The organism is Methanobrevibacter sp. UBA417, from assembly GCF_002508845.1.
Taxonomy (GTDB): Archaea; Methanobacteriota; Methanobacteria; order Methanobacteriales; family Methanobacteriaceae; genus Methanobrevibacter_A; species Methanobrevibacter_A acididurans.
In genome coordinates, this window is sequence record NZ_DAZC01000001.1 from 5,285 (window position 1) to 18,073 (window position 12,789).

General features: G+C 29.9%; 12 protein-coding genes and 1 other RNA gene. 1 reads left to right on the forward strand and 12 read right to left on the reverse strand.

Annotated features, from left to right (window positions below; genetic code table 11):
- Positions 1–10: 10 nt before the first annotated feature.
- From ffs to hdrC, 12 genes are all read right to left on the reverse strand, one after another.
- Positions 11–324, reverse strand: an RNA gene (gene ffs, locus BP769_RS00035) — signal recognition particle sRNA.
- 103 nt (positions 325–427) lie between these two features.
- Complete coding sequence (locus BP769_RS00040; RefSeq protein WP_409197860.1) at positions 428–829, reverse strand: CBS domain-containing protein; 402 nt, start codon at positions 827–829, stop codon at positions 428–430.
- Positions 807–1,724 (reverse strand): 2-phosphoglycerate kinase, encoded by a 918-nt coding sequence (locus BP769_RS00045; protein WP_413823620.1) that lies wholly within the window; start codon positions 1,722–1,724, stop codon positions 807–809. Before BP769_RS00045 ends, BP769_RS00040 begins: the two co-directional genes overlap by 23 nt.
- A gap of 231 nt (positions 1,725–1,955) precedes the next feature.
- Entirely contained in the window at positions 1,956–3,359 is a 1,404-nt protein-coding gene (locus BP769_RS00050) for an MFS transporter (protein WP_409197862.1), read from the reverse strand.
- A gap of 69 nt (positions 3,360–3,428) precedes the next feature.
- Positions 3,429–4,814: an MFS transporter gene (locus BP769_RS00055; RefSeq protein ID WP_409197863.1), complete on the reverse strand. Its 1,386-nt coding sequence runs from the start codon at positions 4,812–4,814 to the stop codon at positions 3,429–3,431.
- Positions 4,815–4,859: 45 nt separating this feature from the next.
- On the reverse strand, positions 4,860–6,248 hold the full coding sequence (locus BP769_RS00060; RefSeq protein ID WP_409197864.1) for an MFS transporter: 1,389 nt from the start codon (positions 6,246–6,248) through the stop codon (positions 4,860–4,862).
- Positions 6,249–6,410: 162 nt separating this feature from the next.
- Positions 6,411–7,814: an MFS transporter gene (locus BP769_RS00065; RefSeq protein WP_409197865.1), complete on the reverse strand. Its 1,404-nt coding sequence runs from the start codon at positions 7,812–7,814 to the stop codon at positions 6,411–6,413.
- A gap of 68 nt (positions 7,815–7,882) precedes the next feature.
- A complete protein-coding gene (locus BP769_RS00070; protein ID WP_409197866.1) occupies positions 7,883–8,569 on the reverse strand; it encodes a metallophosphoesterase family protein in 687 nt (228 codons plus the stop codon).
- A gap of 209 nt (positions 8,570–8,778) precedes the next feature.
- Complete coding sequence (locus BP769_RS00075) at positions 8,779–9,309, reverse strand: DUF2096 domain-containing protein (RefSeq protein ID WP_409197867.1); 531 nt, start codon at positions 9,307–9,309, stop codon at positions 8,779–8,781.
- The gene (locus BP769_RS00080) at positions 9,306–9,572 is read right to left on the reverse strand and encodes a DUF749 domain-containing protein (RefSeq protein WP_409197868.1); all 267 of its coding nucleotides are present in this window, start codon (positions 9,570–9,572) and stop codon (positions 9,306–9,308) included. Before BP769_RS00080 ends, BP769_RS00075 begins: the two co-directional genes overlap by 4 nt.
- A 237-nt stretch (positions 9,573–9,809) precedes the next feature.
- Positions 9,810–10,697, reverse strand: coding sequence for a CoB--CoM heterodisulfide reductase subunit B (gene hdrB / locus BP769_RS00085; protein WP_409197869.1), 888 nt, complete (start codon positions 10,695–10,697; stop codon positions 9,810–9,812).
- A gap of 38 nt (positions 10,698–10,735) precedes the next feature.
- Positions 10,736–11,590 (reverse strand): CoB--CoM heterodisulfide reductase subunit C, encoded by an 855-nt coding sequence (gene hdrC / locus BP769_RS00090; protein WP_413828631.1) that lies wholly within the window; start codon positions 11,588–11,590, stop codon positions 10,736–10,738.
- A gap of 540 nt (positions 11,591–12,130) precedes the next feature.
- Between hdrC and BP769_RS00095 the strand changes: the two genes are divergently transcribed.
- Positions 12,131–12,789: archaeosine tRNA-ribosyltransferase (locus tag BP769_RS00095; protein WP_413861764.1), on the forward strand; the 659-nt coding region annotated here is incomplete at its 3' end.

The following is a 12,789-nucleotide window of genomic DNA, read 5'->3' on the forward strand; positions in this document are numbered from 1 at the left end:
TTTTTATAAAAAAATGGCATGTTCAAAAGTGGACATAATTCAACGATGTTGGTTATCTTAAAAGCTAACTCCACCTCGCGGTTCTACAAGCATCAGATGTCAACAGTAGAGCTGCTCCTTTCCAGGCCTGACACATTCCCACAATAAATATGATTAACTTATGCCCTCCAGCATAAATCCCATAACCACTGATCCTGCAGGACGAGACTTCTATATTAGCTTCTAAGGCCAGCATAGCATCCAAATGCCGCCTTTTGAACTTCGACCGCACCCAAGGGGATTTGTGCTTACAAAGGACCCCTAACCCTCCAGTCTAGCCAATACTAATTTAAGTCTTTAATCATATATAAATGTTAGTAAAAAAAGGAAATATTAATTGAAAATAAAATTAAAAAAAATTTAAACCATTTAAACAAATGATTTTATATTATAAATCTTCTTTAATTGCTTTAATTATATCACCATCAGATATAATACCAACAATTTTCTCATTTTCCATAACAGGTAACTGATTAATAATATCACTATGAGGGGCTTTATCATTCATTAAACAGATAGCCTCTACTAAATCATCATCAGGTGAGACAAAAGCAACATCTGTTACCATAACCTCATTAACAAGGGTTCCTAATTGATAGTTATCTAAAATAAGATTGTGTCCTAAATCAGTTGCAGATACAATTCCTACCATTTTATCATCTTCAACTACAGGCATTGCACTGATCTTCATTTTCATCAGTTTTTCAAATGCAAATACAACCTCCTCATCAGGTGTGGTTGTAAACACATCCCTTGTCATTAAATCCTTAACTTTCTTGTTTTCCAACATTTTTTTCTCCTCCATATGTTTTAGTAATATACTTTATTATTGAATCAATTGTTGTGATTACATCAATGTTCTCAATTACAGGAACATCATAGGTTTTAGCTTGTGATACAATATAATTTTGAGTTTTACGAATTGCATTGAAATGTTCTAAATATCTTTGTAATGGTCTTCTAGCCCATGTTTGCCTACATCTAGAGTAGAATCTTCCTTTGTGCATTTTTTCATTACTTAAGGATAATGTGAACATTACAACATTATCTTTTTCCATTAAGTCTTCTCGTATGAAACCTGGAACAATATGTACTCCTTCTATAATTATACTAATTCCTTCTTTAAGTGCTCGCTCTATTACAGCTTCTACTCCTACACTTACGGTTTCCACGTGACTTTTATATCCTACGATTATTGCATCATATTCTGGTGGTGGGGGTACACGTAGCACATTACATGCTGTGTAACTAGATTCATGTATTACAGGACTTAATTCTTTGGAGACTATTTTACGCATTACTTCACGTATCATATCTGTACTAACCATATTTTTTATCCCTAAACGGTTTGCTATTTCAAATGCTATTGATGATGTCCCTACACCTGATGCTCCACCAATTAGGATTATTAATGGTTCTTGGCTTTGTCTTATTCGTCTCCAGTTTATATATTTCTCTGCTATTAAAGGATTTTCTTTCTTTAATTCTGTAACTATATATTCAACTAATTCATCAACAGATATTTTAGTTATATTATTTTCTTTTAACTTGGATTCTATTATTGCAGCCATAGCATATGCTCGGTTAGGCCCTACTTCTGCACGAGTTAATGAACGGGATAATACTCCTTTTGAGAAGGGTTCTGTATATTTTTTCCCATTAACGGTTCCTTCAACTAAAATCATAGTTTAATCAAATCCTTTTATATTAAATATAGTTTATTAATCCTTTTTTTAAAGGCTTCTAATGTTTTTAAATTTAAAAAATCCAATTTATTATAATTGTTTTAATACTTAAGAACATTAAATAACAGTTTTTCATATTATTATAATTTAGTATCTAAAAAAAAATATTAATAAGTTTTTCTATTTAATCTTAACAGAAAAAATTAGTAAAAAAGGATTAAAATAATAATTTTATTTATCAATTCTTTTAGAATCTGTAAATAATTTATCCCCAGATTTATAACCTATTAAACACATTAATACACATAAAATACTTATTATTGTAGTAATTAGTAAGGTTATTTGGGAACTAAAGATTAAACCTGGAAAATTTGATGGTTTTATAATAACATTACCCATAATTAATGCAAATATTGTTGTTAAAATACCTACACTTGCAGTTTGCCCTATTATTCTCATTGTTGCTACAGCTGATGATGCCATAGGCGTATCTTTTGGAGGCACACTACTCATTATTGTGTTAACATTAGGTGATGCGAATAATCCATAACCTATCCCTTGTAAAAACATTGAAATTATAATAACATATAATGGGGTTGTTTTATTTAATGGTATTATTAATAATAATCCTATTGTAACTATTCCCATTCCAATTGCTGATATTTTTTGTGGATCAAATTTATCTGAGAGTTTTCCAGAGAATGGTGATACAATTGCCATCATTAATGGTGTTACTATTAATAATAATCCAGTTATTTCTGTGTTGAATCCTCTAATGTATTGTAAGTTATAGTTAAGTATAGTTGTTACTACAAATGTTGCAATATAACTTAGTATACTAGCTAGATTTGATGATAAGAATTTCTTGTTTTTGTATAAATTAATATCAAATGCTGGTTGATTGGTGTTTATTTCCATTTTAGCAAATAGTATTAAGAGTATTATACCAATTAGTGTAATTATTAATCCTTGGATTGTGTTAAGTGTTGAGAATCCATAAATTAAGAGTAGTATTCCTACTGCAAATATTGTTGATCCTTTCCAGTCAAATTTTTCATTTGCTCCTTTAATCCATTCGTCTTTAATAAATAGTAATAGTATTATGTTTATAATCATTACAGGTACCATTATCCAAAAAATACTTGCCCATCCATAGTGGTAGGTTAATATTCCTCCTATTACTGGTGCTAATGCTATTCCAATATAAACACAACTAACATTTATTCCTAATGCTTGTCCCCTATTTGTTGTTGTTATTGCTTCAGTTATCATAAGTATTGTGTCTACACATAATCCCGCCCCACCTATTCCTTGAATTATTCTAAATAAAAATAATAAGGGTATAGTATTTGATAGTGGTGTTCCTATTGTTCCGATTAGCATTAAGATTAATGACCATAGGAATGTTTTTTTAATTCCATATTTTCCACATAGTTTTCCAAATGGTATGGCGAAAATTGCCATTGTTAAAAGGAATATGTTTGTTACCCAATTTTGCATTATATTACTTAAACCAAATACAGTTGCCATTTGAGGTAATGCTATAGGTGTTACATTTCCAATGTATGCTCCGTGTAGTGCAGCAAGTGATGCTGCTGCTATTATTATTATATCTTGTTTTAATTGATTTTCCATAATATTTTTCCATTTTTAAAAAGAAAATTTGTTTCATTTATATAAACAAAAGTATAAAGCCTTAAAAGTTTATGATTGTATTAATTTATCTTTAGATTTAACACCAATATAAGAAGCATAAGCAGCTAGTATACTAATAATTGTAACAATTATAAATGTGATTTTGATAGAGAAAATTAATTCTGGGAAATTAGCAACTGCAATAACAACATCTCCCATAATAATTGCGCAAATAACAGTGAAAACTGTCATACTAATAGTTTCACCCATAACACACATTGTAGCAAGGGAAGATGAAGCCATAGGAGTATCTTCTGCTGGAACACTGCTCATTATAGTATTATTATTAGGTGATGCAAAGATTCCATAACCTATACCTTGGAAACATAATGATAATACTAAAACTGGTACTGGAATATTTTTATTTAAGAATATTAAAATAAATAATCCAATTGTAACAAGTCCCATACCTAAAGTTGTTAATTTTTGAGGATCCACTTTATCTGACAAGTAACCTGCAAGTGGTGATGAGACCGCCATAAGTACTGGTGAGATTGCAACAAGCAAACCAGTTTGTGCTGTATTCCAACCCATAATATATTGAAGATAATAAGATAAAATTGTTGTAACAGCAAAAGTTGCTACATAACTTAATAGGGAAGCTAGATTACTTGATAGGAATCTTTTATTCTTGTATAAACTCATTTTAAGGATAGGATCAGGTACTTTTAATTCAGTTTTTATAAACAAAATTAGTAAAACTACACCTATAATTGCTAGTATTAAACCTATTGGTGAAGTGATATTTGAAAATCCATATATAAACATTATTATTCCCATGGCGAAGACTATGGATCCTTTCCAATCAAATATATCATTTACTCCTTCATACCAATCATTTGGAATTAATAAGAGGACTATGATATTGAGTAATACAAATGGTACCATTACCCAGAAAATGCTTTGCCAACCAAAATCATAAATTAAAACCCCACCTAAAAATGGTGCTAAGGCAATTCCTAAATATACACATGCAAGATTAATACCGAAAGCTTTACCCCTGTTTTCAGGTGATACTACCTCTGCAATTATTAATGGTGTGTCAACTGATAAGCCTGCAGCACCAATTCCTGATAGTATCCGAAAAGCAAATAAGAGTATTGCTGAATTAGATAATGCTGTTCCTATTGTACCAACAAGGAAGAGTATGCAGGAGTAGATGAATGTTTTTTTAACACCATATTTTCCACAAATTTTTCCTAATGGTACTGTAAATACTGCCATTGTTAAGATAAATGATAAAGATACCCAATTTTGGAGGATGTTATTTAATCCGAAAGCTAATGCCATTTTAGGTAATGCTACACTTGCAACATTAGCACTGTATGATCCATAAAACACACCTAAACAAGAAGCTAAAAGTGCATATATTCCTATTTTTTTATCTTTTTCCATTTTAATAAACATCCCATAAAAGATTAATTTTAACTTATACTTTTTTTAGTATTTTAATTTATCATTAGATTTCATACCTACTAATGATATTAAAACACTTATACCTGCTAAGATACATGCAATTACTAGTGCATAATGACAGCTTAACCCTAAACCAGAATAGACTTTTGGACTTATTACAACATCCCCAATTACAAATGCAAATATTACAGTTAATAATCCCATAGCCATTGTTTGACCTATAACACGCATTGTAGAAACACTTGCAGAAGCCATACCAGTACTTTCAATTGGTACACTACTCATTATAGTATTAGTATTTGGTGAGCTGAATATTCCGAAACCTGCCCCTTGTAATAGCATTGCAATTATAACAATCCATAATGGAGTATTTTTATTGAGGAAAGTTAATATGAATAATGCTAATGTTACAAGTCCCATACCAAATGCTGCAAGTTTTTGAGGATTAACCTTATCTGATAGTTTACCTGATTGTGGAGTTATAATTGATTGAGTTAAAGGTGTGGCTACTAATATTATACCTGTCATTTGACTTGTATATCCACATATATATTGAAAATGATAATTAAGAATTGTAGTAACCCCATAAATTGCAACATAACTTATAAGAGAGGCAATATTTGAGGATAAAAATTTATGATTTTTAAATAATTTAACATCAAAAATTGGGTATTCCACTTTTAATTCATACAAAGCAAAACACAAGAGAAATATTATACCCATAATGGTTATAAACAATCCATTTAATTCGTTAAGTATGGTAAAACCATACATAAAACAAATTATACCTATAGTGTAAAATATTGAGCCTTTATAATCTATTGGATCATTTTCCCCTTCCCTCCATTCGTTTGGAACTTTAACTAAGATTATGGCAATTATTAATAAAACAATTGGTATTGTGATTAGGAATATACTTTGCCAACCTAAATTATAGGTTAAACTACCTCCAAGAAATGGTGAAAGTGATAATCCAATATAAACAGCACCAATATTTATACCTAAAGCTTTACCACGATGTTCTTCTGGTATGGCTTTAACAAGCATAGCAACAGCAGTTACAAAAATAGCTGAAGAAGCGGTTGCTTGAAAAACCCTGAAAAAGAATAAGATTGCTGCATTGATTGATAATATTGTACCGATTGCTCCTACTGCAAACATGGCCTCTGAGATTAAAAATGATTTTTTCAAACCCCATTTACTGCAAAGTTTACCGAAGGGTATACTTAAAACTGCAATTGTTAAAAGGAAAATATTTACAACCCAATTCTGTAAGATAATGCTTAAATTGAAATAATTCGCAATTTGAGGTAAAGCTATAACTGATACATTAGATGTGTATGCTGTTATAAAAGATGCTAATGATACTGCAATTATTAAATAAAAATTCATTGATTTATCATTTTTAGACAAAAAATTAAACTCCTTGAATAATTAATATTTTTCTTTTGATTTTTAGAAATTAAATTATAAATTAGTGTATGAAAATTAAAATAAAATAAAAAAGTGGAGGGGGTTTTATTATTAAAAACTCCTCCTAAAAAATGAATAAAATAAAAAAATTTTTTTTAGTTTTTAAACTGTTAAATCTTCTTCAGTATTGTATTTGTCTTTAGAGTGTATACCTACAAGACAGGTTAATACAGCTATTACACATAATATTACACTTATTATACAAGCAATTTTACTACTGTACATTAATAATCCATAATATTTAGGTATTATTGGAACACTGCCCATAATAATTGCAAATAGTACTGTTAGCATACCACTACTTAATGTTTGACCTATAACACGCATTGTAGCAACTGCTGATGATGCTGAAGGTGTTTGTTTTCGTGGCACACTACTCATTATACTATTAGTATTAGGTGAACTGAATAAACCATAACCTACCCCTTGTAAGAACATTGCAAATCCAATTACATACAATGGTGTAGTGTCTGTTATGAATACAAGTATAAATATTGCTATTGCTACAAGACCCATACCTATTGCTGCAAGTTTTTGTGGATTTATTTTATCTGAAAGTTTACCTGCAAATGGTGCAAGTACTGCCATCATTACAGGTGTTATGATTAATATAAACCCGGCACTTTGTGAATTCATACCCATTATGTATTGTAAGTGGTAATTGATTACGAATGTTATGACAAATGTTGCAAGATAACTTATAAGTGATGCAATATTTGAGGATAAGAATTTATGATTTTTAAATAGTCTCAGTTCAAATATTGGATACTTTTGACGTAATTCAAATGCAGTAAAACCGATTAAACCTATTAAACCAATCACAGTTAGGATTAATCCAAGAGTAGTGTTGATTATAGTGAAACCATAAACAGCACATATTATAGCAATACTGTAAATTACAGAACCTGGAATGTCTATTGGATCATTTTCTCCAACTTTCCATTCTGATTTGATTTTTTTAGGTATTAAATATAATAGTAAGATTAAGAATGGTATTACAATATAGAATATACTTCTCCATCCAAGGTTATAGTTTAATATTCCTCCAATAATTGGGGCAAGTGATAATCCGATGTATACTCCGGTTACTGTGATTCCTATTCCTTTTCCACGTTCTTGTGGTGGTAGTGCTGATACTACTAATGCTGTTCCACAAACATTTAATAATGCTCCACCGATACCTTGTAATGCTCTAAATCCTAGTATTGTTGCTGTGTTAAATGATAATGCACAGCCTATTGATGCTAATAGGAATATGAACACTCCAATGATTAATGATTTTTTCAATCCTTTTTTACCAACTAGTTTACCTGCAGGTATACTAGCTGCTGCTATTATTAAAAAGAAGATTGTTGCTATCCAGTTTTGTTGAATATTACTCATCCCAAATTCTAGGGCTATTGTTGGTGATGCAATTACAGTTGCATTACTTAGGAATGCTGTTAGAAATGATCCTAAGGCACATGCAAATATTACATATTTTTGCATTGATTTATCAACATTCATAATTTATCGTTATTTTAAACCTCCAAATTTTTATATTTTTTAAAATATAATTTTTATGGAAAATTTTCTTATTCAGTTAAGTCTATTATATTTGCAGTGAAGTCCATGTTATCATCCACATCAATGAGGATTGCATGGTTTTCTTCTAATGTTCCTGGATTAAAAATGATAGTGTCTCCAATTTTATCTTCACCTATTGCTTCATGTACATGACCACAAAGATTTATGTCAGGTTGGAATTCTTCAATGATTTTACGTAAACTAATACTTCCAACATGATTACCATCAGGAATTTTATCTACCTCTGTATCAAATGGGGGAGCATGAGTAAGTAAAATTTTAATTACTTTAGCATCATCTTTATAAACAAAGTCAAATTCTGCAAATAATTCTTTTAAAGCATCATATAAATCAGGATCTTGGAATTCACCTGGAGTGTCAAATGGTGTTGGATTACTACCACCAAAACCAAATAATATAACATCTTCATATGCTACTAAATTATTATGGATACAAACTGATTCAGTATCATTTATAGCATTACATATTCCTTCAGGATCACAATTTCCTGGAATACATATAACATCTACATCTTTACTTGCTATGTTATCTATAAATTCTGGGACGAAATCTAATGGTCCGAAATCAGTTAAATCTCCACTGACTAAAACTAAATCAATATCATTATTTTCTAAGTATTTATCTAAATTAGGATTAGATTTTCCATGAATATCACTTATTGTTAAAATTTTCATAAACTATCACTCAGTATTATACAAATTTTTTTATTACTATATTAAAGTGTATAAGAACTATAATAAAAAAGTTTATACTTGAAAATTTTAAAAAAAATAAGGTATACCTTGTAAAAAAATGTTTTATTTAAAAAAAGTTGTATTTTATGAAATTTTATATGAAAAGAGAGGATTAAAGAAAATATTAAGTTTATTTAATAGTCTCTTTTTTATTCTTCATTGAAGAATGGGGCCATTTCACGAAGGCCTTTTTGAACGTTTTCTTTATCACCATAAAATGATAATGTTACGTCGTCTTCAAATTCAATTATTAAATTAAAATATTCAGCTATGTCTTGGACTCTTTCTTCTGATATGGGTTTGGTGAGAGTGATTCTTCCACTTGAAAATCCGGGAGGTGTGTTTATTACGAAATGTGAACCTAATTGTGGAACTTCAACTACTTTTTCACCTTTATTTGCTTTTTTAAGTGCGATTTCCCATTTTTCCACATATGTGGGTCCTACTTTTTTAGCTAAACTTATTAGAGATTCTTGGATTCGAGTTAGGCTCATTTCAGCATTCATGTATTCTTTCATCATTTCTGGTGCTGTTTTGTCTCTTTTGTAAAATCCTATTTGGGATCTTACTAGTCCTAATTCTGTGTTAATAGTGTGTGGTATTTCATATCCTTTTTTTTGTAAGTCGGATAGTAAATCCACAGTTATCATCCAAGATTGTTCTATTGGTAATGGGTTCATAAGTGTCCTTCTAATATTTTAATAGTTGAATTGTTTATTTTTGCATCTTCTTCTTTTAATTCTTCTTTGATTTGTTCAATATTATCATAATTTTCTAAGAAGAGAACATGGTGACTTGTTGTTCCTGTAATATCTAATATTGCGATTTCTGTTTCTGGTACGAGTTCTTTTCCTTCGATTGTTGATTTGAATTGTACGTATGGTGCCATGTCTTCTGGTACATCTTTGTATCTAAATATTCCGCCTAGTGTTGCTATAAACATTGTTTTTAAACTCCTTTAAAATTTTTTTTTAAATTTTTTTTCTTTGTTTAAGATTTTAATCATTTTCTATATTTACTATTTTATGTTAAATATATTTTATTGTTATTATTTATAAAGAACTATAAAAATGTTTGTATAATATAAAACTAAATTTTTTTTGAATAAAAAAAAGGGAAAAGATAAAAAAAACTTTTTATCCAAAATCCCTTTAATTAATTAAAGAAACTATTAAAAATTTTATTCTCCGAGTTTTGCGAGAACTTTATCAGCAGAAATTACTTGAGCATCAAAAGTTAATTCTTCAGCACTTAAACCCATAGCTAAACCGTAAAGTTGAGCTAAATGGAAAACAGGTATATCAAAGTTAGTACCGTATTTTTCATTTACTTCTTTTTGACCTACATCAAATTGTAAATGACAGAATGGGCAAATATCAATAATACAGTCTACTCCAGCTGCATCCATGTTTTGGAGTTTTTCATAAGTGTAACTAGTTGTTACATCTTTATCACGGGATCTTAAACCTCCACCTGAACCACAGCACATCATTTTTTCAGCATAAGGGACAGATTTAGCACCAGTTACTTCAACTAATTCATCAAGAATAGTTGGGTTTTCTGCGCTTTCTTCAATATGAAGTTCAGCTGTTGGTTTAAGGAAGTGGCAACCGTAGTGTACAGCAACGTTTAAGTTTAAAGATTTGGTAAACATAGATTGAAGTTTATCTAAACCTATATCATTGTATAAGAATTCAGCTAAATGTCTAACATTAGTTGTTCCTTCAAATTGTTTATCAGTAGTTTCAGCTAAAATACCATTAATTTCTTCTTTTTTAGCAGCGTTATCTTTTAATAATCTGTTACAATCAGATAAGGAACCGAAACAACCATTACATTCGGTTAAAACATCATCACCCATACCTTCTGCAATAGAAAGGTTACGTGCTGCAATACTTGCCCAAGTGTTTTCATCGAAAGAACCGAATACTCCAGGAGCAGGACAACAGGAAGCTCCTTCCATATCTTTAAGTTCTACGCCTAATTTATCAAATAATAATCTTGTTGATTTTTCTATACCAGGATAACGATTTTCCATGATACATCCTAAAAAATATGCAATTTCCATTTTATTAACTCCGTATAATCATTATAAATTTTAATTTTTTATTCTTTTAATCCGCCAGTACTTTCATCATATCCGATTAATTCATCGAAATCACATTTTTTACAAATGTTTTGTACTTCTTTTAAAGATTCAGGGAATGAATGAGTTGTAGGTGGTAATTCTGGAAGACCAATTCGTTTTCTCATTGCTTTAGTTGCATCATTAATTGGTACTCCGTGACCAGTGTTCATTACGAATACTCCAGTCATTTTGTGTGCTTTTGCCATGTATCCTGCATGAGAAGCTTCTCTACGTGCTTGTTTTACAACATCTACAATTTTTACTCCTCTAGGACATCTTTCTTGGCAAGTGTAACAAGTAGTACACATCCATAATGCGTCATCGGTTATAACTGTTTCTTTTAATCCAAGTAAACAGTTTCTAACTAATTTTCTTACTCTGTATGGGGTTTTTCTTCCTGATGGGCATGTTCCTCCACATGTACCACATTGGAAACAAAGATCCACACTTTCTACACCTGCATCGATGAATTTTTGATGGAATTCTTCATCCATTGCATCCATACCATATACTTCGTTATCGTCTAATAAAGTCATTTTATCGCTCTTTTTATCTTTTTTAGTTTCTTCTTTAGAAGGTTTTTCTTCAATAATTTCTTCTTCAGAAATGTTGTTTTTAACAACTTCTTTATCAAGTTCTTCTTCTTGGCTGATTACTTCATCAAGATCTAATTCATCAATTTCTTCTTTTGGAGTTTCTTCTTCGTCAGGAATTTCAATTTTTACAGATTCTGGTTCTTTTGGAGTTGGTTTTTCAATTTCAACTTTTCCTTCATCTTCAGGAGTTACTACATTAACTTCTGGTGCTTCAGGAGATTCTGGTTCTGGAGTTATTACATTAACTTCATCTTCAGGTTCTTTAGAAACTTCGGGTTTTGTTGAAACTTCAATTTTAACTTCTTTTTGAACTTTTGGTTTTTCTGCATTTTTTGAACTTGTGACTTTAGTTTTTGAAACTTTTAAAGTTTTTGTTTCTGTTGAATTTGATTTGACAGAGTTTTCGTTAGAAGCAGATTTTCGATATTGTTTTATTTTTTCAACTTTGTCTTCAGAAGATGTCTGTTCTGGTTGGGAAGGTTGTTCGATGTCTTGACTTTGATGTTGAGCCTCATATTCTGCTTGGCTTCTTTCAATATCATCTTTAGCTTCTTTAACCATATCTTTTAATTTTTTTAATACAGACATTTATAAACACACCTTGGATAATCACTGGTCATTACCTCAAATCCTTAATTATAATTACTTAAATTTGATATATAAAGCTTACTAAAAAAATTTAAAGTGTCACCTTAAAGGTGACAATTATTATCTTATACATAAAAAATAATGATTTAAGAAAACCTATAAAAAATAGTTAAAACAAAATAAGAAAACATGACAAAAAAATTCGAAATAAAAAGCCACGACGGACCTGGAAGACTAACCAAAAAAAACAATAAACTAACACCAAACTTAATAGACTTAAAAAAACACCATATAACAAAAGACACCGAAACAGCATACAATGTTGAAAAAGAAATAGCCGAATATGGGGTTAGAAAAACATTAGAACAAGCACAAAAAGAAACCAACGTCAAGATAGCAGTAATTCAAGGAAGTAAATATATCGACTTAAGATGTAAATGTGCAGAAGAATTAGAAAACTTAGGCTTTGATAATTTAATAATTGCAAACTCTGATGATTTACTCCTACACCCACAAGACTTAATAAACTTAATCATAAAACTACGAGAAACCTTAAAACCAACAACTTATTTAATATTCCCATTTGCAGAAGCATCATTCATACCTTTACTCTCATACTTAGGAATAGATGCATTTAACATTGAAACTGCAGAATATTATGCAGCTTTAAATGTTTTAATAAGTCCAACAAAAAATTATGACTTAGAAACTTATCCAATCTACAATTTCACACCTCAAGGATTAATCAATTATAATAAAAAAACATTAGACCTTGTATTACGTGAAGTACGTGAACATATGCATAATAATTCACTTAGAAACTTAGTAGAGGAACGTACAAATACCAG

Coding starts and splice junctions, on each gene's coding strand:
- BP769_RS00040 (WP_409197860.1), bottom strand. CDS start 829: ATGTTGGAAAACAAGAAAGTTAAGGATTTAATGACAAGGGATGTGTTT.
- BP769_RS00045 (WP_413823620.1), bottom strand. CDS start 1,724: ATGATTTTAGTTGAAGGAACCGTTAATGGGAAAAAATATACAGAACCC.
- BP769_RS00050 (WP_409197862.1), bottom strand. CDS start 3,359: ATGGAAAATCAATTAAAACAAGATATAATAATAATAGCAGCAGCATCA.
- BP769_RS00055 (WP_409197863.1), bottom strand. CDS start 4,814: ATGGAAAAAGATAAAAAAATAGGAATATATGCACTTTTAGCTTCTTGT.
- BP769_RS00065 (WP_409197865.1), bottom strand. CDS start 7,814: ATGAATGTTGATAAATCAATGCAAAAATATGTAATATTTGCATGTGCC.
- BP769_RS00070 (WP_409197866.1), bottom strand. CDS start 8,569: ATGAAAATTTTAACAATAAGTGATATTCATGGAAAATCTAATCCTAAT.
- BP769_RS00075 (WP_409197867.1), bottom strand. CDS start 9,309: ATGAACCCATTACCAATAGAACAATCTTGGATGATAACTGTGGATTTA.
- BP769_RS00080 (WP_409197868.1), bottom strand. CDS start 9,572: ATGTTTATAGCAACACTAGGCGGAATATTTAGATACAAAGATGTACCA.
- hdrB (WP_409197869.1), bottom strand. CDS start 10,697: ATGGAAATTGCATATTTTTTAGGATGTATCATGGAAAATCGTTATCCT.